General features: G+C 71.9%; 21 protein-coding genes. 8 read left to right on the top strand and 13 right to left on the bottom strand.

What is annotated here, in order from left to right; all coding sequences use genetic code 11:
• The first annotated feature begins 620 nt into the window (after nt 1-620).
• The 3 genes from DFQ13_RS32535 to DFQ13_RS32525 are packed head-to-tail and all read left to right on the top strand — an operon-like array spanning nt 621 to nt 2,310.
• Nucleotides 621-1,115, top strand: coding sequence for a hypothetical protein (locus DFQ13_RS32535; protein WP_181400259.1), 495 nt, complete (start codon nt 621-623; stop codon nt 1,113-1,115).
• Nucleotides 1,112-2,092: a TIGR03557 family F420-dependent LLM class oxidoreductase gene (locus DFQ13_RS32530; RefSeq protein ID WP_084175280.1), complete on the top strand. Its 981-nt coding sequence runs from the start codon at nt 1,112-1,114 to the stop codon at nt 2,090-2,092. The genes DFQ13_RS32535 and DFQ13_RS32530 overlap by 4 nt, the downstream gene beginning before the upstream one ends.
• 14 nt (nt 2,093-2,106) lie before the next feature.
• Nucleotides 2,107-2,310: a hypothetical protein gene (locus DFQ13_RS32525; protein ID WP_035278712.1), complete on the top strand. Its 204-nt coding sequence runs from the start codon at nt 2,107-2,109 to the stop codon at nt 2,308-2,310.
• 69 nt (nt 2,311-2,379) lie between these two features.
• On the opposite strand, the gene DFQ13_RS32520 is transcribed toward DFQ13_RS32525, so the two are convergent.
• From DFQ13_RS32520 to DFQ13_RS32510, 3 genes are read right to left on the bottom strand one after another with little or no spacing between them, the layout of a single operon-like run.
• Nucleotides 2,380-2,640 (bottom strand): DUF4235 domain-containing protein, encoded by a 261-nt coding sequence (locus DFQ13_RS32520; protein ID WP_110082582.1) that lies wholly within the window; start codon nt 2,638-2,640, stop codon nt 2,380-2,382.
• Nucleotides 2,641-2,644: 4 nt separating this feature from the next.
• A complete protein-coding gene (locus DFQ13_RS32515) occupies nt 2,645-3,178 on the bottom strand; it encodes a DUF3618 domain-containing protein (protein WP_110082581.1) in 534 nt (177 codons plus the stop codon).
• On the bottom strand, nt 3,175-3,588 hold the full coding sequence (locus DFQ13_RS32510; protein WP_035278713.1) for a phage holin family protein: 414 nt from the start codon (nt 3,586-3,588) through the stop codon (nt 3,175-3,177). Before DFQ13_RS32510 ends, DFQ13_RS32515 begins: the two co-directional genes overlap by 4 nt.
• Nucleotides 3,589-3,671: 83 nt before the next feature.
• Here DFQ13_RS32510 and DFQ13_RS32505 point away from each other — a divergent pair, with 83 nt between their 5' ends.
• From DFQ13_RS32505 to DFQ13_RS32495, 3 genes are all read left to right on the top strand, one after another.
• On the top strand, nt 3,672-3,905 hold the full coding sequence (locus DFQ13_RS32505; RefSeq protein ID WP_035278714.1) for a DUF6480 family protein: 234 nt from the start codon (nt 3,672-3,674) through the stop codon (nt 3,903-3,905).
• A 364-nt stretch (nt 3,906-4,269) separates the two neighbouring features.
• Nucleotides 4,270-5,001: an HAD family hydrolase gene (locus DFQ13_RS32500; RefSeq protein WP_110082580.1), complete on the top strand. Its 732-nt coding sequence runs from the start codon at nt 4,270-4,272 to the stop codon at nt 4,999-5,001.
• Nucleotides 4,998-7,352, top strand: coding sequence for a glycoside hydrolase family 65 protein (locus tag DFQ13_RS32495; RefSeq protein ID WP_110082579.1), 2,355 nt, complete (start codon nt 4,998-5,000; stop codon nt 7,350-7,352). The genes DFQ13_RS32500 and DFQ13_RS32495 overlap by 4 nt, the downstream gene beginning before the upstream one ends.
• 34 nt (nt 7,353-7,386) lie before the next feature.
• Here DFQ13_RS32495 and DFQ13_RS32490 read toward each other — a convergent pair whose 3' ends face one another.
• From DFQ13_RS32490 to DFQ13_RS32465, 6 genes are all read right to left on the bottom strand, one after another.
• Complete coding sequence (locus tag DFQ13_RS32490; RefSeq protein ID WP_110082578.1) at nt 7,387-8,373, bottom strand: DNA topoisomerase IB; 987 nt, start codon at nt 8,371-8,373, stop codon at nt 7,387-7,389.
• 55 nt (nt 8,374-8,428) lie between these two features.
• Complete coding sequence (locus tag DFQ13_RS32485; protein ID WP_110082577.1) at nt 8,429-9,262, bottom strand: MaoC/PaaZ C-terminal domain-containing protein; 834 nt, start codon at nt 9,260-9,262, stop codon at nt 8,429-8,431.
• 122 nt (nt 9,263-9,384) lie between these two features.
• On the bottom strand, nt 9,385-10,275 hold the full coding sequence (locus tag DFQ13_RS32480; protein ID WP_110082576.1) for an oxygenase MpaB family protein: 891 nt from the start codon (nt 10,273-10,275) through the stop codon (nt 9,385-9,387).
• Between the two features lie 12 nt (nt 10,276-10,287).
• The gene (locus DFQ13_RS32475) at nt 10,288-11,001 is read right to left on the bottom strand and encodes a DUF998 domain-containing protein (RefSeq protein WP_110082575.1); all 714 of its coding nucleotides are present in this window, start codon (nt 10,999-11,001) and stop codon (nt 10,288-10,290) included.
• 132 nt (nt 11,002-11,133) lie between these two features.
• Nucleotides 11,134-12,171: a hemolysin family protein gene (locus DFQ13_RS32470; RefSeq protein WP_110082574.1), complete on the bottom strand. Its 1,038-nt coding sequence runs from the start codon at nt 12,169-12,171 to the stop codon at nt 11,134-11,136.
• Entirely contained in the window at nt 12,168-13,484 is a 1,317-nt protein-coding gene (locus DFQ13_RS32465; RefSeq protein WP_233438686.1) for a hemolysin family protein, read from the bottom strand. Before DFQ13_RS32465 ends, DFQ13_RS32470 begins: the two co-directional genes overlap by 4 nt.
• 696 nt (nt 13,485-14,180) lie before the next feature.
• Here DFQ13_RS32465 and DFQ13_RS32460 point away from each other — a divergent pair.
• Entirely contained in the window at nt 14,181-15,218 is a 1,038-nt protein-coding gene (locus DFQ13_RS32460) for a tryptophan dimethylallyltransferase family protein (RefSeq protein WP_233438685.1), read from the top strand.
• Nucleotides 15,219-15,293: 75 nt separating this feature from the next.
• The gene (locus tag DFQ13_RS32455) at nt 15,294-16,664 is read left to right on the top strand and encodes a tryptophanase (RefSeq protein WP_110082571.1); all 1,371 of its coding nucleotides are present in this window, start codon (nt 15,294-15,296) and stop codon (nt 16,662-16,664) included.
• A 1,108-nt stretch (nt 16,665-17,772) separates the two neighbouring features.
• Here the strand turns inward: DFQ13_RS32455 and DFQ13_RS32450 are convergent.
• From DFQ13_RS32450 to DFQ13_RS32435, 4 genes are all read right to left on the bottom strand, one after another.
• Entirely contained in the window at nt 17,773-18,345 is a 573-nt protein-coding gene (locus tag DFQ13_RS32450) for a GTP-binding protein (RefSeq protein ID WP_035278733.1), read from the bottom strand.
• A 3-nt stretch (nt 18,346-18,348) separates the two neighbouring features.
• Nucleotides 18,349-18,720 carry a DUF742 domain-containing protein gene (locus DFQ13_RS32445; RefSeq protein WP_308075389.1) on the bottom strand — a complete coding sequence of 124 codons (372 nt, stop codon included), beginning with the start codon at nt 18,718-18,720 and terminating at the stop codon, nt 18,349-18,351.
• Nucleotides 18,721-18,748: 28 nt separating this feature from the next.
• A complete protein-coding gene (locus DFQ13_RS32440) occupies nt 18,749-19,189 on the bottom strand; it encodes a roadblock/LC7 domain-containing protein (RefSeq protein ID WP_035278738.1) in 441 nt (146 codons plus the stop codon).
• Nucleotides 19,190-19,269: 80 nt separating this feature from the next.
• Nucleotides 19,270-21,762, bottom strand: a complete 2,493-nt coding sequence (locus DFQ13_RS32435) for a nitrate- and nitrite sensing domain-containing protein (RefSeq protein ID WP_035278739.1) — start codon at nt 21,760-21,762, stop codon at nt 19,270-19,272.
• Between the last annotated feature and the right edge of the window lie 276 nt (nt 21,763-22,038).

The following is a 22,038-nucleotide window of genomic DNA, read 5'->3' as shown; positions in this document are numbered from 1 at the left end:
GGTGGCCCCGCCGATGAGCAGGGATGCCGCCACGCCGACCATTGCCGCCATCGATGCCAGCTTGTTGCGCACGAGAACCTCGTATTCTTGGGTTTTGGGGAGTTTTTCCGCCACCTACTCGGGGGTGGCTCGACATATGTAAGCCGATCCCTTTTCCATTGGCAAGGCACCGGTTCGAGGCCACGAGCCCAAGACATCCCATGATCACGCCGGGTGGATCACCGATGTCGTTTCCGGGAGGCACAAACATGGCATTCGGGTGATCCCGCAACGGGCCACGCGTTCACGTCGCATTCGGACGGAGACGGCCGAACGCCACAGCTCGTACACCCTACGCCGGAAACGTTACACGGTGAACGCCTGTTACTGTTACCAGTTTTGAAATGAGTCGACCTTCTTGACGACCACTCTGGGTCACCGCCCGCAACGAGCCTCGGGCGATGACCGACAAACGGGTGGTTCACCCACGAACAAGGCCCGCGGTTGGAAACCCCGCCCTCCGTACACCTGAACGGAGCAGGAGGGAGCCCGGGGACGGGCGCGGTGGGACCGACGCGCTCGCGGCCCCGCTGACACCGGCCTCGAGTTTGTCCGGGGCCGCCGCCGGGTAGGTCGGTCGCATGAGTACCGATGGTGAACGCCCCGAATCCCTCAGCCAGCAGGAGAGCCTCGACGAGGACAACCTGCGGCTCGACCCGCTGGAGGAGGGCATCGAGCCGCCCGAGCGCTGGGCGGAGGCCAACCGGTTCGGCACCACGGCGCGCGAGCAGCGCGAGGGCGAGGACCTCGACCACCGGCTCGCCGCCGAGGAGCCGGACGTGTCCGCCTCCGCCACCCGCCCCGGCGCGGACACCCCGCTGTCGCGGCTGGACGACCGCATCGACGAGCGCGCCTACGACGGCGAGGGCCTGGAGGGCGTCGACCGCATCATCGGCGACGACGAGCTGCCCCCGCCCGAGGTCGCCGACCCGGTGCTGGCCAGGGCGTCGAGCCGAGGCCAGCTCGACGACGAGGCGGGCGGCTCGGTCGCGGCGTCGCTGCGCGAGGAGTCCGACGTCCCCTACGACGACGGCGACCGCAGCCCGGACGCGGCAGTGCGCGGGGAACTGCGGTGACCCGCTTCGGCTACACCCTGATGACCGAGCAGGCCGGACCGCGCGACCTGGTCCGGCACGCGGCGGCGGCGGAGGCCGCCGGGTTCGACTTCGAGGTCTCCAGCGACCACTTCTCCCCGTGGCTGACCGCCCAGGGGCACGCCCCGAACGCGTGGGTGACGCTGGGGGCGGTCAGCCAGGTCACCGAGGCGGTCGAGCTGATGACCTACGTGACCTGCCCGACGATGCGCTACCACCCGACCGTGGTGGCGCAGCAGGCGGCGACGCTGGGCCTGTTGTCCGACAACAGGTTCACCCTCGGCCTGGGGGCGGGTGAGAACCTCAACGAGCACGTCGTGGGCCGGGGCTGGCCGCCCGCCAACGAGCGGCACGAGATGCTCACCGAGGCGGTCGACATCATCTCGGCGCTGTTCTCCGGCGACTACGTCAACACCGTCGGCAGGCACTTCCGGGTCGACTCGGCGAAGCTGTGGGACCTGCCCGAGCACCGGGTGCCGCTGGCGGTCGCGGTGTCGGGGGCGCAGTCGGTGTCGCGGTTCGCCCCGATGGCCGACCACCTGATCGCCGTCGAGCCGGACGCCGAGCTGTGCTCCATGTGGGACGCCGCCTCCGGGCGGCCCGCGGCCGAGGTGCGCAAGATCGGGCAGATCCCGATCTGCTGGGACCCCGACCGCGACGCCGCCGTGACCCGCGCGCACGAGCAGTTCCGCTGGTTCGCGGGCGGGTGGAAGGTCAACGCCGAGTTGCCCGGCCCGGCCGGGTTCGCCGGGGCGACGCAGTTCGTCCGCGAGTCCGACGTCGCCGAGAGCATCCCGTGCGGCCCGGATGTCGAGCCGATCGTCAAGGCGGTCTCGGCGTTCTGGGAGGCCGGTTTCACCGATGTGGCGCTCGTGCAGATCGGCGGGGAGCACCAGGACGGCTTCTTCCCGTTCGCGGAGGCCGAACTGCTGCCCGCCCTGCGCGAAGCGTCCGCCTGAATCAAGGGGTTCCCGTGTCCGACAAGGATTCCGACCAGAAGAACGCAGAGCCGGGGAAGGACGAGGAGCCGGACCTGCTCGACCGCAGCACGGCCGAGTTGGACGAGTACGCCGAGTCCTCCACCCGGGAGCCCACCCCCGTGGTGGGCCGGACGGCCCGCGCCGAGGACACCGACGAGGAAGCCTCGCAGCGCGACGGGACCGAGCCACCGGACTGATCCCCGCGGTTGCAATGCCGGAAGCGGCCCCTCCTGCGGGAGGGGCCGCTTCCGGCATTGCGGGGAGGATCAGTTGTCGAGGTTCTTGCCGGTCATCCTGCGGAAGCTCTTGGCACCGGCGCGGTCGACCGCCGCCTTGACCACCCCGAAGATGGCGCCGTGCAGCAGCGCGGCGACCAGCACCTCCTTGGTGGAGTGGTCCGGCGAGGTGGCCTCGGGGGCCTCGTCGTCACCGGTCGCGCCGCGCCAGAGGCGCTTGAACAGCGCACCGGCCAGGACACCGCCGAGCACGCTGATGAGCATGCTGAGCGGGCGGAAGAGCAGCTTCACCCGGTCACCTCCCCCGGTTGCGCAGGATCAGCGCGATCACCGCGGCCAGCGCGGCGGCGAGGACCGCGAACGGCACCGGGTTGCGCTTGGCGGTGACGACGACCTGGTCGGCCTTGGCCTTGGCGGTCAGCGCCTGCCCGGCCAGCAGGTCCTTGGTCTGCGCGGTGAGGTCCTGGCCCTTGTCGGCGAGCGTGCCCGCCGTGGCCCCGGTGCCCGTGCCGCGGACCTTCGCGGCGGCGGCCTCCTTGACCTCCACCGCCGCGTCCTTGGCGTCGACGGCCTTCTCCGCGACCTTCTCCTTGGCCTCGGCGGCCTTGGCGACCACGGTGTCCTTGGCGTGGCCGACCTTCTCCTTGGCCTCCTGCGCCTTGGCCGCGACGGTCGCCTTGACCTCCGCCTTGACCTCCTCGGCCTTCTCACCCACCCGGCGCTTCACGTCCGTCTTGGCGACCAGGGCGTCCACCGTCTCGGCGAGTTCCTCCCTGGCCTGCTCGATGTCGGCGGCGAGGGCCTTCTTGTCGTCGGGGTCCACGCTCATCGGTGGGCACTCTCCTTCACGGCTTCGACGTCGCGGCGGGTGCTGTCGATGGCCTGCTCCGGGATCGGCGGCGTGGCGTGCTTGACCTTCTTCACCGCGACCATCCCGAGCACGGCGGCGACCGCGAACAGCACGCCCGCCACGATGAGCGCGGCGGCCCAGGTGGGCAGGACCAGTGCGAGCGCGGCGATGGCCGTGATCATCAGGGCGGCCACCCCGAACCAGGCGAGCACCCCGGCGGAGCCGCCGAGCGCGGCGCCGACCCCGGCCTGCTTGCCCTTGTCCTTGAGTTCGACCTTGGCCAGTGACAGTTCATCGCGCACGAGCCGGGACACCTGTTCGCTGAGTCTGCTGACCAGCTCCCCGGTGGACAGCTCGCGCGCGTCCAATGTGCGGTTCGGCTCGTTCATGCCCCTGGCGTACCCCGGATCGGCGTTTTCATACCACCGGGCGGGTTCGGTGTGAACCCCGGTGCGCGGGGTAGTCCGGTCGCATGACCGCCACTCCTCCCGACCCCGACCCCGACCGCACCCCCGGCGTCTCCGCGGACCTGCAGCCCGGCGAGACCCCGCCCGATTCGGGCAGCACCACCGAGGGCCTGTCCGAGCCGCAGCGCTACCCCAGCCGGACCGTCCCGATCGTGACCCTGGTGTTCGTGGCGGTGGCGGTGCTGTGCGTCATCGGCTTCACCATCGTGTCACTGCTGGGCATCGTCAAGATCTTCTGAGTTCCGCGGGGGTTCACCCGTCGGTCGCACTGCGCCATCCGGGCCCGCACTCACCCACCACGGGGACACCGGTCCGGGAAACTCACTTTCCGTGAACAGCGGAGCGCCGCCGACCGGACCCGGGGTGGGGGTCGGTCCGGTCGGCGGCTCAGGTCGCCCCACCGACCGGAGGGGACGCGCTTCCCCTGGAGTTGGGGGGAACTCCGTACGGGGTGGGTCCGCGCTGCCCGGTCGGGGGGCGACATCCATCTCAACGCTCGACCCCCCTCCCGCGTTCCCGATCGGCCGTGGTCCTGCTCACTCTCCGCGACAACGGACAAAGGCCGCTCTGCCCGCCTCCCCGGCAGGCGGTACCGTCGCCCCCATGATCGGACTGCCCGACGGGGTCACCGCCTGCCTCTTCGACCTCGACGGGGTGCTGACCAGCACCGCCGCCCTGCACCAGGAGGCGTGGCGCACGACGTTCGACGCGTTCCTGGCCACCCGCGCCGACGGCGACCGCTCGCCGTTCACCCCCCGGGACTACGCCGCGTACGTCGACGGCAGGCCCCGCGCCGACGGGGTGCGCACCTTCCTGGAGTCGCGCGGCATTCACCTGGACGAGGGAACCCCGGACGACCCGCCGGACGCCGACACCGTCAACGGCGTCGGCAACCGCAAGAACGCCGACCTGATGCGGATCATCGACGAGCGCGGCGTGCAGCCCTACCCCGCGTCCGTGCGCTACCTGCAGGCCGCGCGCGACGCCGGGCTCAAGATCGCCGTGGTGACCTCCTCGGCGAACGGCGAGCACGTGCTCGACGTGGCGGGCCTGACCCCGTTCGTGCTGGCCCGGGTGGACGGGATCACCATCGCCGAGGAGAACCTGCGCGGCAAGCCCGCCCCGGACTCCTTCCTGGAGGGCGCCAAGCGGCTTGGGGTCACCCCCGCGCAGGCGGCGGTGTTCGAGGACGCCCTCTCCGGCGTGCGGGCGGGCCGGGCCGGGGAGTTCGCCTACGTGGTCGGGGTCAACCGCGCCGACCAGGCCGACGAGCTGCGCGCCGAGGGCGCCGACGTCGTCGTCGACGAGCTCGACGAGCTGCTGGAGGGCAAGTGAGCGGCTTCGTCGTCGAGCCGTGGCGGCTGCGCTGGGAGACCATCGACGTCGACCAGCTGCACCGCACCGAGTCGGCCTTCGCGCTGGCCAACGGCCACCTGGGGATGCGCGGCTCGCTGGACGAGGGCGAACCGGTCGGGCTGCCGGGCACCTACCTCAACGGGTTCTACGAGGAGCACTCGCTGCCCTACGCCGAGGCGGGCTACGGCTACCCCGAGGCCGGGCAGACGGTCGTGAACGTGACCGACGGCAAGATCATGCGGCTGCTGGTCGAGGACGAGCCGCTGGACATGCGCTACGGCAAGGCGCACACCCACCACCGCACCCTGGACTTCCGCACCGGCGTGCTCACCAGGGAGACCGAGTGGGAGTCGCCGACCGGGCGGCGGGTGCTGGTGAAGACCCGGCGGCTGGTGTCGTTCACCCAGCGGGCGGTGGCGGCGATCCGCTACGAGGTGACCCCGCTGGAGGACACCACGCAGTTGGTGGTCCAGTCGGACCTGCTGGCCAACGAGCCGATCGTGTCCGAGTCGCGCGACCCCCGGGTGGCGCTGGCGCTGAAGTCGCCGCTGGCCGGGGAGTTCCACTGGTCGGAGGGGTACCGCGCGGTGCTGGTGCACCGCACCAAGGAGTCCGGGCTGCGGATGGCCGCGGCGATGGACCACGAGATCGACGCCAACGACGGCCTGCGCACCGAGATCACCTGCGAGGACGACCTGGCCCGGCTGACCATCGCCGCCGACATCGCGGCCGGTGAGACGCTGTCGGTGACGAAGTACCTGGCCTACGGCTGGTCCGCGCAGCGCTCGGCTCCCGCGCTGCGCGCGCAGGCGGAGGCGGCGCTCGCGGGCGCGCGGCAGACCGGCTGGGAGGGGCTGCTGGCCGAGCAGGAGGCGTTCCTCGACGACTTCTGGGAGGCCGCCGACGTCGAGATCGACGGCGACCCGGCGCTGCAACAAGCCCTGCGGCTGGCGCTGTTCCACATCGCGCAGGCGGGGGCGCGCGGGGAGAGCCGGGCCATCCCGGGCAAGGGCCTCACCGGCCCCGGCTACGACGGGCACGCGTTCTGGGACACCGAGACCTTCGTCCTCCCGGTCCTGACCTACACCATGCCCGACGCCGCCCGCGACGCGCTGCGCTGGCGGCACAGCACCCTCGAGGCCGCCAGGGACCGCGCCGAGGTGCTGGGCAAGGGCGGCGCGGCGTTCCCGTGGCGGTCGATCAACGGCGCGGAGTGCTCGGCGTACTGGCCCGCCGGGACCGCCGCCTTCCACGTCTCCGCCGACATCGCCGACGCCACCGCCCGCTACCTGGCCGCCACCGGCGACGAGGACTTCGACCGGGAGTACGCCACGGAGCTGCTGGTGGAGACGGCCCGCCTGTGGGCGTCGCTGGGCCACCACGACCCGCACGACGGCTTCCGCATCGACGGGGTCACCGGCCCGGACGAGTACACCGCGGTGGTGGACAACAACGTCTACACCAACCTGATGGCGCAGAAGAACCTGCGCGAGGCACTGGCCGCGTGCGAGCGCAACCCCGGGGTGGCCGAGGCCCTGGGGGTCACCGACGCGGAGAAGTCGGTCTGGGCCGACGCCGCGGACCGGATGCACGTGCCCTACGACGAACTGCTGGGCGTGCACCCGCAGGCGGAGGCGTTCACCCAGCACGAGGAGTGGGACTTCGAGAACACCCCGGAGGACGGCTACCCGCTGCTGCTGAACTACCCGTACTTCGAGCTGTACCGCAAGCAGGTCGTCAAGCAGGCCGACCTGGTCCTGGCCCTGCACCTGCGCGGCGACGCCTTCACCCCCGAGGAGAAGGCCCGCGACTTCGCCTACTACGAGGCCCGCACCGTCCGCGACTCGTCGCTCTCGGCGGGCACCCAGGCGGTCATGGCCGCCGAGTGCGGGCACCTGGACCTCGCCTACGACTACCTCGCCGAAGCCGCCCTGACCGACCTCGACGACCTGCACGGCAACGTCAAGAACGGCCTGCACATGGCCTCCCTGGCGGGGGCCTGGCAGGCGGTCGTCGCGGGCCTGGGCGGCATGCGCGACCACGGCGGCGAACTGACCTTCGCCCCCCGCCTCCCGCGCGGCCTGTCCCGGGTGTCCTTCCGCATGTCCTTCCGGGGCACCCGCCTGCGCGTTGAGGTCACCCACGACAACGCCACCTACCACCTGGTCTCCGGCGATCCGATCACCACCACCCACCACGGCGAACCGGTCGAGATCGGTTCCTCCCCCGTCACCCTGGGCATCCCACCCGCCCCGGACAACCCCACCCCGCAACAGCCCCACGGCCGCGAGCCCCGCCGAGGTGCCCGCCGCGCAGGAGAATCCTCGTAGCGTTCCCCGTACCGGGGCGGATCAGGGCAGCCGGTCAGGAGGACTTGAGCAGGCGGATGACGGCCCGCTCAAGCGGTTCGCGGATCTCCTCCTCCGGCTTGCCCCGGATGCGGCGCAGCGCGGCCTCGATCGACCGGCCGGAGTGGAACGCCTCGACCACCCTCGGGTCCACGTAGGACTGCCGGGCCACGGTCGGGGTGTTGCCCAACTGCTCGGCCACCGCCCGCATCACCTCCGCGTCCAACCGCCGAGCCGCCGTCTTCGACGGAGGCTGCTCCCGCGCGGCGTACTCCGCCGCCGCCAGGACCGTGGCCGTCCACGTGCGCATGTCCTTCACCGTGAACCGCTCCCCCGCGAACTGCTTGAACCGCTCGTTCACCTCCTCGGCCCGGATCACGTGCCCGTCGTGGGCGAAGAGCCGGTCCCCGTCGGCCTTGCCCCGGCGCAGGGCCCGCACGAGATCGGCCAGTTCGGCGTCGCGGATCACCGCCTCCCGGTCGATCCCGCCCTTGGCCGGGAAGTGGAAGGCCAGTTCGTCGCGGCGCACCCGCACGTGCGAGCGCAGCAGGGTCGCCACCCCGCGCGAGTCCTCGGCGTACTCCTCCCCGCCCACCCGGAACACCCCGCGGTCGAGGATGCGCAGGGCGCCCGCGATCACCCGTTCGCGGCTCAGGCCGGGCCGGACCAGGTCGTCGTGGATGCGGGTGCGGATCTTCGGCAGCCTGCGGGCCAGGGCCAGGACGCGCTCGTGCTTCTGCTCGTCGCGCTGCGAGCGCCACCGCTCGTGGTAGAGGTACTGGCGCCTGCCCGCGTCGTCGGTGCCCACGGCCTGGATGTGGCCGTTGGGGTGCGGGCAGATCCACACGTCCTGCCAGGCGGGCGGGATGACGAGTTCGCGGACGCGGTCGAGGACGGCGGGGTCGTCCACCCGGTCGCCGGACTCGTCGACGTAGGCGAAGCCCCGGCCGCGGCGGACCCGCCGCACGCCGGGACCGTCGCACTTGCTGCGGCGCAGACGCACGCGCACCTCCCCGTGTCCGGGTGGGACATTCCCGGGGAGGGCGCGGGCAAACAACTCAGCCGAGGACCGCCAGGCCGTCCTTGATCACGACCGTGTCGCCGACGGTGGTCTCGAAGGCGTGGCCGGTGCCGGTGGCGTGGAAGGCCGTGCTGATGTCCTGGCCGGGCAGGACCGGCTTGGCGAAGCGGACGGCGAGGCGCCGCAGGCGCGCGGTGTCGCCGTCGGCGAAGGCGGTGAGCGCGGCCCACGAGGTCATGGCCATGGTGCACATGCCGTGGACGATGATGCCGGGCAGGCCGACGCTCCTGGCCATCTCCGGATCGAGGTGGATGGGCATGGGGTCGCCCGCGGCGGGGCTGTAGCGGTGGGTCTGGTCGTCGTCGAGGTGGGCGGCGACGGTGGCGGTGGGCTCCGCGGCGCGCAGCGACTCGTCAAAGGCGTGGCCGGGGGCGCGCTCCCCCTCGGTGACCCCGCCGTCGACGCCGCGGAAGTAGGACGTCATCCACTGCTCGTTGACCGGTTCCCCGTCGGCCGCGCGGGTCTCGGTGTGGACCACGACCGCGGTGCCGCGCTCCCTGGACACCACCCCGATCGGGCGGGCGCGGCTGGTGAGCACGTCACCGGGGCGGATGGGGCGGTGGAAGGTGAAGTCGTGCTCGCCGTGCACCAGGAACGGCACCAGCTCCAGCGGCGCCACGGCGAACGCGGCGGGCCCGAGGGCCCGGAACACGGGCACGATCCCGAACACCGGGGGCGCCACCTCCCCGGCCCGGTGCGCGGGGATCGGGTCGTTGGTGGCCTCGGCGTAGGCGGCGATCCGCTCGGCGGTGACCTCGAAGGTCTCCGGCTCGGTCCACTCCCCGAGGGCGGCGGTGGTGAAGTCGGGCATCGTGCTCCCTTTCCCGGCCGGTCGGCGCTGACCGCGCCACCGTGGCACAGGCCCCGAGGGCGCGTCACGCCCCGGGCGGGAACTTGTCGCCGGGTGCCAGGGGAGACGGTGCCCGGTGAACATCACCGCGACGGGCGCAGCCACCCCGGGTCGAGGTCCTGGGGTTCCGGGGCGCCGAGGTCGCCGGGCTCGTAGCCCTCCGGGTAGCCGGGGTAGGTGCGGTTCTTCGCGTCGTTGGCCAGGCGCGACACCCGGCGCGGGGGCAGCAGCCGGACCGCCGCCGAGCGGGCGCGCAGGGCGCCGTGCTCCAGCCTGGTCAGCCACGCCGGGGCGGCGGGGAAGCCGAACGCGGCGCGCATCTGCGGGGTGATCAGGCCGTGGACGGCCAGGCGCACCAGGGGTGCGAACGGGCGCGGGTACCACGAGCACAGCAGTTCCCTGGTGTGCACGCCCACGCGGTGGTTGGTGTCGCTGTAGACGAAGTGCGTGCGCTCGTAGTCCGCCTTGAAGGCGCGGAACTCGTCGTAGTCCTCGGGGATGTCGGTGATGCCCATGCGGGTGCCGACGGCGCGGTAGAAGTGGAAGGCCGCCAGCCGCTCGTGGTCCGACAGCGGGCGCCAGCCGTACGCGGTGATCCAGTCGATCGGGTCGTAGATGAAGGTGGTCAGCACGTAGAGCATGTCCGCGTTGTCGATGCGGTAGCGCGCGTGCATCCGGTTGACCACCCGCAGCGACGCCCGCCCGCGCGGGGAGTCGTAGCCGTGCTCGGCCAGCTCGGCCATCAGCAGGGCGGTGTCGTCGTAGCGGCGCTGGGGGCGGCGGGCGAACTCGCCGGTGGCGTCGAGCAGCGCCGAGATGCTGGGCACGCAGTAGGTGCGGAACAGGGCGAACTCCAGCGACCGCTGGTAGTCCCAGGGGAATTCCAGCCCCGAGGAGATGCGGTAGATCTCGTGGTGGTCGACGACCGGGTCCAACGACTCGATCCGCCGCAGGTTCGCATACCGACCACGCATCCGGCGCCTCCTCTACCCGCGGGCGTCCTCGCCCGTACCGTGAGTATGCCCCATACCGCCAGTACGCACCATCCCCAGGGCGAGCACCGCCAACCCGGCGACGGCGGCGAAGGCGACCATGCGCTCCACCAGCCCCAGCGGCACGAACCGCCACCACGGCGGCCCGCCGAGGGCCATGTTCACCGCCCCGACGACGATGGTGCCGAACCACAGCAGCGACACGACCGCGCAGCCGCGCGCCGCCCACCGCCAGCCGGGCCGGTCCGGGAAGACCCGCCGCACCGCGACCAGGACGGCGACCGGCAGCGACACGAACGCGGCGACGCTGGCGTAGCGGTGGATGGTGCCGCCGATGCTCGGCCCCACCGCCCAATTCGTCTTGGTGAACGCCACGATCACCAGCAGGCTCACCGTCCACACCGCACCAAACAGCAGCGCCACCGTGGGCGCCCGGCGCCGCGCGGCCGAGGCGAACACCAGCGCGGAGCCAACGGCGATGAGCACCAGCGAGCCGTCGAAGGCCCACTTGGCCTCGCCGAGGGCGTACTCGCTCAGCGTGCGGCGCACCGGGTCGAGCGCGTTCGTCGGCGGCACGACGTGCAGCACCAGCAGCGTCACGACCCCGGCGACGACGGCCAGCAGCCCGGCCAGGGGCGCCAGGGCCGCGACCCGCTCCCTCGTCGTCCCGGTGGCCACCTCGGCCGGGTCGTGGTCGACCACCGTCATGGGCGCTCTCCTCTGCGGGTCCGCTTTGTCCGGGTGCGAGGTTAGGCGCGGGACATGATGAAAAGCTGAGAAGCTGACAGCGACGGGCGTCGCTGTCAGCTTCTCGGGTGCTTCCTTTGGCGGGGCCGCGGGTCAGGCGGTGTCGGTCTCGTCGTCGAACTCGCCCAGGATCTCCTCCAGCAGGTCCTCCAGGGCGGCCAGGCCGACGACCTCGCCCCCCGGGCCGGAGACCAGGGCCAACTGCGAGCGCTCGGCCCGCATCCGGGTGACCGCCTCGGCGGCGGGCAGGTCCCTCGGCAGCACCAGCGGGTCGGTCATCAGCTCCGCCACCGTGGTGTCCAGGCCCGCCATGGTGGCGCGGACGGCCTCGCGGACGTGCACGATGCCGACCGGGTCCCCGCCCGGGGACACGACCACCAGCCGGGAGCGCCCGGTCTCGCGGCTGCGCTCCTCGACCTCGGCGGCCGTCGAGGTGGGGGTGGTGGTGACCATCTCGTCCCGAGCGGCCATCACCTGCGCGACGGTGGAGGTCTGCACCGACAGGACCCCGGTGAGCAGCCGGTGCTGCGACTCGGGCAGCAGACCGTGCTCGCGGGACTCGCGCAGCAGCAGCCGCAGGTCGTCGGGCCCGTGCGCGGAGGCGACGGTGTCCTGCGGGTCGACGCGGACCAGGCGCAGGGTCGCGTTGGCCACGCCGTTGAGCGCGCGCAGCACCGCGCGGGTGGCGCGGGTGAACGCGCGGAACGGCAGCGCCAGCAGCAGCGCGGAGCGCTCCGGGTGCGAGATCGCCCAGGACTTCGGCATCATCTCCCCGACGACCATGTGCAGGAACACCACCAGCACCACGGCCAGCACGAAGGCGATCGGGTACGCCCACGCCCGCGACAGCCCGAGGAACGTGAACACCGGCGACAGCAGCTCCGCCACGGCGGGCTTGGCCAGCGCGCCGAGCCCCAGCGTGCACAGGGTGATGCCGAGCTGGGCGCCCGCGAGCATCATCGACAGCTCCTTGGAGCCCTCGATCGCCGCCCGCGCCGCGCGGCCGCCGTGCGCGGCGGCCTCCTCCAGCCGGTGCCGCTTGGAGGCCACCAGCGCGAACTCGGCGGCCACGAAGAACGCGTTGAGCACCAGCAGGACCAGCGAGATCCCCAGGGCGGGTCCGACGCTCACGCCGTCACCTCCGCGTCGGCCGGGCGGACGGTGACGGTGCTCGGGACGTGCCGGGTGATCTCGGCGACCTCCACGACCACCGCCCCGCCCCCGTCGACCTCGACGGTGACCCGGTCCCCCGGGCGCGGCACGCGGCCGAGCCGCTGCAGGACCAGCCCGCTGACCGTGTCGTACTCGGCGCCCGCGGGCAGCTCGATCCCGGTCACCTCGGCGACCTCGTCGACCCGCCAGCGCGCGGGCACCGACCAGGACCCGTCGCCGTTGGCCACGGCGCGCTCCTCCACGTGGTCGTCCTCGTCCAGGATCTCCCCGACGACCTCCTCGGCGACGTCCTCGAAGGACACCACCCCGGCGAAGCCGCCGAACTCGTCGACCACGCAGGCGAGCTGCCGGTGCTCCAGTCGCAGCCGCTCCAGCACCTCCGGCAGCGCCAGGCTCTCCGGGAGGAACAGCGGGACGGTGGCGACCTCGGCGATCGGCGTGGTGGCCCGCTCGGCGGCGGGCACGGTCAGCAGCTCGGCGATGCCCACCACGCCGACGACGTCGTCCACGTCGGACCCGATGACCGGGAAGCGGGAGCGGCCGGTGTCGAGCAGTTCGACCAGGCGGGAGGCGGGGTCCTCGGCGCGCAGGGTGTGCACGTCCACCCTCGGGGTCATGACCTGGCCCGCGGTGAGGGTGCGGAAGTCGAGCCCGCCCTCGAGCAGCCGGGAGGTGCCCGCGTCGAGCTGCCCCTCCTCGCGCGACTCGTCGATGATGCCGCGCAGGTCCTCCGCGGTGGCGCCCTGCGGCAGCTCCTCGATGGGTTCGATGCCCAGGGCTCGCAGCAACCGGTTGGAGGCGTTGTCGAACAACCGGATCAGCGGCCCGCCGACGGTCAGGTAGATCAAAGTGGACCGGCTCAGCGCCTTGGCGAGCGCCTCCGGCTTGGCGATGGCCAGATTCTTCGGCGCGAGTTCGCCGAAAACCATCTGCACCGCGGTGGAGAACAGCAGCGCGAAGACGACCGAGATCGCCGTCGTGGCGCCCGCGGGCAGGCCGGTCAGGCCGAGCAGTTCGGCGATGCCGCCGCCGAGGTAGGGCTCGGAGACGTAGCCGACGAGCAGCGCGGTGACGGTGATGCCGAACTGCGCGCCGGACAGCATGAACGACAGCTTCTGGGTGACGGCGAAGGCGCGTTCCGCGGCCTTGTCGCCCTCTTCGGCGAGCTGGCGCAGGCGGTTGCGGTCGACCGCGACGTAAGCGAACTCCTGCGCGACGAAGTAGCCGGTGGCGGCGGTGAGGAGCAGGACGGAAGCGAGTCCGAGCAGCATCAGCACGGGGTGATCACCTGGGACTCACGGAGCGGCCGGGCCGGGCCCGGCCGCGTACTGCAGCCATCTGGCGAAGTCATGCCACTCACGCTAACACGGGCAAACCGGGCTGGTCGGACGGCGTGCGGGTACCTGACCGTCCATCGAGGACGGTTTGTTACCCACCGGTACAGACCAAATCGTGACCATCGGGGACGCGCCGGGTTGAACCCGTTCGGCCCACCTCGCGGGAGGAGTGACGAAGATCGCGCCGAGCCGCACCCCGGCTACCGGGAGTGACATCAGCCGATCTGCACGTGCAGACGCCGGAGCGGATTGGACCGACGCCGCGCGGTGGCGGAGTTCGGACATCCGAGCTGATCACCCGGGTTGTCAAGGCGTGTCACCCATCCGAGTGAAAGCATTACAGTGAATTTGTTCACACCTTTTATTTGCCGGTGGTATGACACCCTCCGTGGTCGAATTGACGTCCTTAGCACGAAGCCCCGGTGTGATCAACCACGACTTTTCGGCAATACCTTCATTTACGCTCGGTGAGGCCACGACGGATGTGGATCACCAGCTTGGCGGTACGAACTGGTTCCACAGGACCCGTACGTTGCTCGGACATCGATATCACCGGTGAAGAATCTCGGAGTCGTGATGCGGGCTGTGTCGGTCAATGAATACACGGGCGCCCAATTGCGGCGGTTGTGCTTGGCCATCGGATTGGAGCACCGCGCCGACGAGGTGGTCGAGGTGGTGGCGGACCTGCTGGGCCCGGCGGGCACCCGGGGTCTGGCCGAGCCGCCGCTGTGGCGCTCCGACGTCGCCGACGACCACTCCCCCGTGGAGTACTCGGTGGCCTTCGAGGAGGACGGCTCGCACACGCTGCGGATGCTCATCGAGTGCGTGGCGGCCGCGCCGGGGCCGCGGCAGAACATGGCCGCCGCACTGGCCGCGCTGGACCGGCTGGCCGAGCGCTACCCGCTGGCCACGGACAAGTTCGACGAGGTGCGCGACCTGTTCCTGCCCGAGGACCCGCAGGGCGTGTTCACCCTGTGGTTCTCCTTCGTGGTCCGGTCCGAGGGCCCGCCCATGGTCAAGGTCTACCTCAACCCGGAGGTGCGCGGCCAGGCGAAGGCCGACAGCCTGGTCCGCACCGCGCTGAGCAGGCTGGGCTTCACCGGCAGCTTCGACTGGGTTCTCGCCCACCAGCCCCGGCCGGGGTCCACCCTGGACCGGTTCTCGTTCTTCGCCCTCGACCTGGAGGACACCGCCTCGGCCAGGGTGAAGCTCTACCAGTCGCACTTCGCCGCGACCGCCGCCGAGGCGCAGTCGGCCGCGGGCGCCGCCGACGCCGCCGACACCGCGCGGGTCGCCGAGTTCACCGCGCTGGTCGGCGGGCCGGGCCCGTTCCTCCGCAGGCCGCTGGTGTCCAGCCACACCTTCCTGGCCAGCGACTCCGCCCGACCGAAGGGGTATTCGCTCTACGTGCCGGTGCGCGACTACGTGCGCGACGACGCGGTGGCGCTGGACCGGACGCGGCGGGCGCTGCGCAGCTTCGGGGTGGACACCGCGGCGCTGGAGCGGGCGGTGCGCGCGGTCACCGACCGACCGCTGGCCGAGGGCGTCGGGCTGCTGGCGCACGTGTCGCTGCGGATGGGCCCGCCGCGGCCGGGCGTCACGGTGTACCTGTCGGCCGAGGCCTACGAGGTGAACCGCCCGTCCCGGGCCAGGGTGGGTGCGGCATAACTCCGGTGTGGTTGCGTACACCGCACCGAAATGGGTCACGAACCCACGCGACAAACGAAAAGGAAGTAACCGCCGATGCCGCTGATGGAGCCGTACCGCATCAAGGTCGTCGAGCCCATCCCCATTCTCACCCGGGCCGAGCGCGAGGCGGCAATGGCCCGGGCGGGCTACAACCCGTTCAATCTGCGGGCCGACGAAATCACCATCGACCTGCTCAGCGACTCGGGTACCAACGCCCTTTCCTCGGCGCAGCAGGCAGCCGGGATGCTCGGCGACGAGACCTACGCCGGGGCGCGGTCGTTCTTCCGCTTCCGCAAGGTGGTGGAGGACCTGACCGGCTACCCGCACATCATGCCGGTGCACCAGGGCCGGGCCGCGGAGCGCATCCTCTTCGGCGCCGTCCTCAAGCCGGGTGACCTGTCGATCAGCAACACCCACTTCGACACCACCCGGGCCAACGTCCAGCTCTCCGGCGGCACCGCCGTCGACCTGCCGTGCGCGGAGGCCGGGAACCTCGACAGCCGCGACCCGTTCAAGGGCAACATCGACCTCGCCGCCCTCGAAGCCGCCCTCGCTGGCCCCGACCCGGTCGGCCAGGTCATCATGACGATCACCAACAACGGCGGCGGCGGCCAACCGGTCTCCATGGCCAACCTCGCCGCCGCCACCGAACTCTGCCGCGCCCACGGCGTCCCCTGCTTCCTCGACGCCGCCCGCTTCGCCGAGAACGCCTGGCTGGTCATCCAGCGCGAGGAAGGCTGGTCCGACAAGACCCCGCACGAGGTCGCCCGAGCCGCGTTCGACCTGGCCGACGGCGCGGTCGCCAGCCTCAAGAAGGACGCCATCGCCCACATGGGCGCCTTCCTCGCCGTCCGCGACGAGGCCCTCGCCAAGCAGTGCGAACTGGTCCTCACCGCCACCGAGGGCTTCCGCACCTACGGCGGCTTGGCGGGCCGGGACCTGGAAATGCTGGCCACGGGAATGGAGGAGGTAGTCGACCCCGACTACCTCCGCTCCCGCGAAGACGCCACCCGCTACCTCGGCGAACTCATCAACACGGTCGGCGTCTCCATCGTCGAACCCGCGGGCATCCACGCCCTATACCTCAACGCCGGACGGCTCCTGCCCCACCTCCCCCCGCACCGCTTCCCCGGCCACGCCCTGGCCACCGAGCTCTACCTCGCGGGCGGCATCCGCTGCGCCGAACTGGGCTCCCTCTACCTCGGCGAGGAAGACGCCGAAGGCAACCTGGTCAAGGCGGCCCCGTACGAACTCGTCCGCCTGGCCATCCCCCGCCGGGTCTACACCCAGAGCCACCTCGAGTACGTGGCGGAGATCCTGGGCGAGATCGCCAAGGACCCGACCTCGGTGCCGGGCTACCGGGTGGTGGAGTCCCCGCCGCTGCTGCGGCACTTCAACTGCCGGGTCGAGCCGGTACGGGACTGATCCCGTAGGGCTGACCCCCGAGGGATTGGCCCCGCACGGCTGACCCCAGGGGCGGGTTCCGCGCGGCTGGCCCCAACGGCTTGAGTCCCGTGCGGCTGACCTCCGAGGGGCGGGCGAGAGCCCGCCCCTCCAGGCTGAGAGCACCTGCCAGCGCCCCCGGCCGGTGGTGCCCTGAGGCCGCGCTGCAACCGCCCGGCTTCCACACCGCAGCGCATCGCCGCAGCGCCCACGCCAGGCACGACTCCGGACATGGCCGCAGCGGGACCGCACGGCGCTCACCGCTGGCCGTCGACCTCCAGGTGCGATCGCAGCGCTCCCGGCCGGACGTGGCGGCACTGCGGGAACACGGCGCTCAATGCCAGGCGTGCCCTCCGGGTGTGGCCCGCAGCGCGGGACAGCAGCGTTCACCGCCGGGCACGGCAACGCGGGTGCGCCCGCAACGCGGGACCGCAGCTTTCGCCGCCAGGCGCGGCCGCGCGGGTGCGCCCGCAACGCGGGACCGCAGCTTTCGCCGCCAGGCGCGGCCGCGCGGGTGCGCCCGCAACGCGGGACCGCAGCTTTCGCCGCCAGGCGCGGCCGCGCGGGTGCACCCGCAACACGGGACCGCAGCTTTCGCCGCCAGGCGCGGCCGCGCGGGTGCACCCGCAACACGGGACCGCAGCTTTCGCCGCCAGGCGCGGCCGCGCGGGTGCACCCGCAACACGGGACCGCAGCTTTCGCCGCCAGGCGCGGCCGCGCGGGTGCACCCGCAACACGGGACCGCAGCGTTCACCGCCGGGCGCAGCAGTGAGGCCCGGCGGGGGTCAGCGGTGGGCGGCTCGCCTGCGGTGGTGTGGCCGTGACTGGGTAGGGCGGCCTGGGCGTGGTGCACAGCAACGTCTGCGAGCCGCCATCACCACCACCACCCCCGTGACCGTCCTCGCCCCCGCGCGCCATTCCGACTCAAGCTTACCCGCGACCACCGACAATCCACGCCCTCCGACCGAGTGCCTGTGGACAACTCAGGTCGGACCGGCGAGCGCCTGCCACCATCCCGCCTGCCACCATCCCGGGCGCCTGGGTCAGAAACCCCTCCGCGACCCCAGGATACCGAGGACCCCCGACCGGGTCAGGCCGACGCGCGTGCGAGCTGGTCCATCGTGTACTGCACGAGCCGCACCAGGACCTCCTTGCTCGACTCGCGTTCGCGGGCGTCGCAGCGGACGACCGGGACCGAGGGGTCGATGTCGAGGGCCTGGCGGACCTCTTCGACCGTGTGGTCCCAGGAGCCCTCGAAGCCGTTGACGGCGACGATGAAGGGGATGTGCCTGCGTTCGAAGAAGTCGATCGAGGGGAAGCTCGAGTCGAGCCTGCGGGTGTCGACCAGGACGATGGCGCCGAGGGCGCCGTGGGCGAGTTCGTCCCACATGAACCAGAAGCGGTTCTGCCCGGGGGTGCCGAAGAGGTACAGGACCACCTGCGGGTTGATGGTGATGCGGCCGAAGTCGAGGGCGACCGTGGTGGTCTCCTTGCCCTCGATGAGGCGCATGTCGTCGACGCCGACACTGGCCTCGGTCAGGACCTCCTCGGTCCGCAGGGGCGGGATCTCGCTCACCGAGTTCACCATCGTGGTCTTGCCGACGCCGAAGCCGCCCGCCACCACGATCTTGACCGAGGTGGGGATCACCAGCGTGTCGCTCACCTGTCAGATCCTCCGAATGCCATCGAGTACCGCCTGCAGGAGCTTCGTGTCGGTGATCTCCGTGGTCTGGAACATCGCCCCCGCGAGGACGTCACCGCGTTCGATCAGGTCGCTGATGAGGACCTTCACCACCACCAGCGGCACGTTGAGGTAGGCGGCGACCTCGGCCACCGACAGCGGCACCGTGCAGACCTCGATGATCTGCAGGTGTTCCGGGCTCAGCGCGGAGGTGTCCGACGGGGAGCGGGAGGCCCTGATCTGGGTCACCAGGTTGAGGTTCGGGGCGTTGGGGCGGGTGCGGCCCCTGGTCATCGCGTACGGGCGCACCAGTGGGCCCGCCGCCTCGTCGAACCACCAGTCCTGGTCCCCGGTCACCACGGCGCCACCGCCGGGGCGGCCGCCGTCATGACGGGCGCCTGCCGGGGACCGCGACCGGGGCGGCGGCCCCGCCGCGCGGTGCCGAGGCCAGGTGGGCGCCGACCCGCTTGACCAGCATGTTCATCTCGTAGGCGATCATGCCGACGTCGGCGTCCTCCTCGCCGAGGACGGCGAGGCAGGCGCCGCGGCCCGCGGCGGTGACGAACAGGAACGCGTGGTCCATCTCGACGATGGTCTGGCGCACCTGGCCGCCGTTGAACTGCCTGCCGGTGCCCCTGGCCAGGCTCTGGAAGGCCGAGGCCATGGCCGAGAGGTGCTCCGAGTCGTCCTTGGACAGCTCTGCGGAGCGCCCGAGCAGCAGTCCGTCCGCGGAGAGCACGACCGAGTGGCGGATGCCCACCACCCTGCGGACGAGGTCGTCCAAAAGCCAGTTCAGCTGCTGGTCCTGGCCGATCTTGTCGTTCACCGTGTGCTGTCCTTCCCCGTTGTCACACAACACTTCGACATGATCATCACTATCCCGTGGTCACCCACGGCACCGGTGCGTCACTGCCCGGTCCGGTCCTCGTCGGTGTCCTCGGCGCGCCGGGCGTCCCGGGTTCCGCGCTGGAAGGCCGACATCGTGTTGCGCACCCGTTCGGCGGTGTGCTCCCCGGCCTGCGGCAGCGGGTCGGCCTCCCAGTCCGGGACCAGCGGTTCGTCGCGGAGCTGGGGGGCGAGGTTCTGCTGTCGTTTGCGCCGCGGCAGCAGGGGGCGTTCGCCCTCCGACCGCGAGTGCCCGTTCTGCGTGTGCGACTGCCCAACTCCGTTCTCGACCGGGAGCGCGTCCGCGTGCGGGGTTTCCGGCGCTTCCTCGTCGGTGAGGGGCCACTGGGCGGCGTCGGGGTCCGCGGTGGTGATCGATCCCCCGTCCTCGCCCAGGGCGTCGGACCAGAACTTGTCGATCCCGCCCCGGTAGGGCGAGTCCACGGTCTCCACGGCGGTGTCCAGCGCGACGGCGGTGCCGCCGCCCTCCTCCGGCGCGCGGTCGAGCTGCTTGCGCGGCCGGGGGCTGGGGGTGTCGGATTCGGGCACGAAGTCGACGTTCTCGGCGACGATCTCCGACGGGATGAACACCAGTGCGACGGTGCCGCCGTAGGGCGACTCGCGCAACTCGACGCGGATGGCCCGGCGCGCGGCCAGCCGGGCGACGACGAACAGGCCCAGGCGGGATTCCCCGCGCAGCGCCATGGCGTCGAACTCGGGCGGGTGGGCGAGCATCTGGTTGGCCTGCTCGCGGTCCTCGGCGGTCATGCCGAGGCCGTGGTCCTCGATCTCGACGACGACGCCGCCGGAGACCTGGGAGGTGTAGACCTCGACCTGCGAGCGGGGCGGGGAGAACGACGCGGCGTTGTCGACCAGCTCGGCGACCAGGTGGATGGTGTCGGCGACGGCGACGCCCTGCAGGGCGACGTCGGGCACCTGGCGGACGCGGACGCGGACGTACTGCTCGGTCTCGGCGACGGCGGCGCGCAGGATGTCGAGCAGGCGCACCGGCTTGCGCCACTGGCGGCCGGGCTGCTCGCCGGCGAGGATGATCAGGTTCTCGGCGTTGCGGCGGGCGCGGGTGGCGAGGTGGTCGAGCTGGAACAGCGCGTCGAGGTGCTCGGGGTTCTCCTCCTCGCGCTCCATCTTGTCGAGGATCTTGAGCTGGCGGTGGACCAGGCCCTGGTGGCGGTGGGCGATGCCGAGGAAAACGCGGTTGACGCCCTCGCGGGCCTGGCTCTCCTTCACCGCGGCGGCGATGGCGGTGTACTGCGCGGCGTTGAACGCGTCGGCCACCTGCCCGATCTCGTCGGTGCCGTAGTCGAGCGGGGGGACCTCGGCGCCGACGTCGACCCGCTCGCCCTGTCGCAGCCGGTCGACGATCCCGGGCAGCCGCTCGTGGGCCAGCTTCAGGGAGTCGTTCTTGAGTTCGTCGAGCCGGGTGACCAGGGCCTTGTTGACCAGTCGGCGGGAGATGCGGACGGCGAGCACGATGCCGGTGACCACCGCGAGCAGGGCGATCAGCGAGCCGACGATGACCTCGAAGAACTTGTCGTCGGCGCGTTGCAGGCCCAGGTCGACGCCGCCGGTGGCCTGCTGCCTGGCCAGGTTGAGGATCTGCTCGGAGGTGTCGTTGCTCAGCGCCTCCCAGTCCCCGGCGGAGATCGGCGGCACCGCCTCGTCGGCGTCGCGGCCGGAGACCCGGTCGGTGGGGACCAGGCCGATCATGGCGTCTTCGGCCGCGGTCAGCCGGGTCCAGGCGTCGGAGCCGGTGAGCTTGCGGTAGGCGTCCCGGACGCTGTCGGTCCCGTTGGTCGCCGCGGTTGCCATGGTGGCCCGGTAGGAGCCGACCAGGGTGGCGAAGTCGACGTGCCGGTCGGCGGTGAAGCCGCGGGCGGCGATGGCGGCGGAGGCCAGCGAGGAGGCCCGGGACATGCGGTCCGCGGAGCGGAAGAAGTCGGTCGCGGTCAGACCGGCCTGCACGACGACGGCGTCGGGGACGATGCGCGCCTGGGTGTCGAACAGGTCGGCGCCCGCGTCGAGGACGCTGTTGTAGTAGTCGTAGATCTCCACCTGGGTGGCCCGGCCCGTCTCGACCTGCGCGCGGCGCTGCTGCAGCGGGTCGAGTGCCTGGTTGAGGGCGGTGACCTTCTCGTTGACCTCGGCGGGGGCGCTGGTGGCGAGGGCGGTGAGGGCGGTGTCCAGGTCCTGGATCGCCTTGTCGGTGGTCTGCTGCTGCGCGGCGAGGGGGCCGTCGTTGGTGCCGGGGGCGCTCAGCGCGGTCATGGTCAACTGCCGCTCGCGCTGCAGCGCGGCGAAGGTGTTGATCGCCGGGATCGAGGCGTCCTTGACGCCGCTGGTCACGGCCTTGAGGTAGATGCCGTCGAAGACGGTGTAGGACGAGAAGACCGCCCACATCACCAGCAGGATGACGCTGGGCACGACGACGACACCGGTCAGCCGGGACCGGATCGTCGTCGGCGACTTGGCGGGCGCACCGTTCTTCAGCTTCACGGCTCTCCACGGTTCCTGGCCGCGGCACGCGGCTGCGCGCGTGTCCGCGCCCCGATCAGGGGTTCGTGCGGGGACGGGTGGGGGTGGTCCACGGGGGTGGGCCGGACCGCGGTGTGCCTTGTGGGCCCGGGTCCGCCCGGTGGCGGGGTGAGCCGCGGTGGCGCCGAGGGCGCGCGCCCGCAGGCGGCACGCTGGTCAGCGGCACGCGTCGCACGGACAACACCTCGCATCGGCACATCTGGTGTGCGTCTCGACTCTCACCTGTATTCGTACGCG

This window comes from Actinokineospora spheciospongiae (genome assembly GCF_003182415.1).
Lineage (GTDB): Bacteria > Actinomycetota > Actinomycetes > Mycobacteriales > Pseudonocardiaceae > Actinokineospora > Actinokineospora spheciospongiae.
This window is presented reverse-complemented; position numbering and strand designations above follow the sequence as displayed.

Coding starts and splice junctions, on each gene's coding strand:
- DFQ13_RS32535 (WP_181400259.1), top strand. CDS start 621: ATGAGTACCGATGGTGAACGCCCCGAATCCCTCAGCCAGCAGGAGAGC.
- DFQ13_RS32515 (WP_110082581.1), bottom strand. CDS start 3,178: ATGAGCGTGGACCCCGACGACAAGAAGGCCCTCGCCGCCGACATCGAG.
- DFQ13_RS32510 (WP_035278713.1), bottom strand. CDS start 3,588: ATGAACGAGCCGAACCGCACATTGGACGCGCGCGAGCTGTCCACCGGG.
- DFQ13_RS32505 (WP_035278714.1), top strand. CDS start 3,672: ATGACCGCCACTCCTCCCGACCCCGACCCCGACCGCACCCCCGGCGTC.
- DFQ13_RS32500 (WP_110082580.1), top strand. CDS start 4,270: ATGATCGGACTGCCCGACGGGGTCACCGCCTGCCTCTTCGACCTCGAC.
- DFQ13_RS32485 (WP_110082577.1), bottom strand. CDS start 9,262: ATGCCCGACTTCACCACCGCCGCCCTCGGGGAGTGGACCGAGCCGGAG.
- DFQ13_RS32480 (WP_110082576.1), bottom strand. CDS start 10,275: ATGCGTGGTCGGTATGCGAACCTGCGGCGGATCGAGTCGTTGGACCCG.
- DFQ13_RS32475 (WP_110082575.1), bottom strand. CDS start 11,001: ATGACGGTGGTCGACCACGACCCGGCCGAGGTGGCCACCGGGACGACG.
- DFQ13_RS32465 (WP_233438686.1), bottom strand. CDS start 13,484: ATGCTGCTCGGACTCGCTTCCGTCCTGCTCCTCACCGCCGCCACCGGC.
- DFQ13_RS32455 (WP_110082571.1), top strand. CDS start 15,294: ATGCCGCTGATGGAGCCGTACCGCATCAAGGTCGTCGAGCCCATCCCC.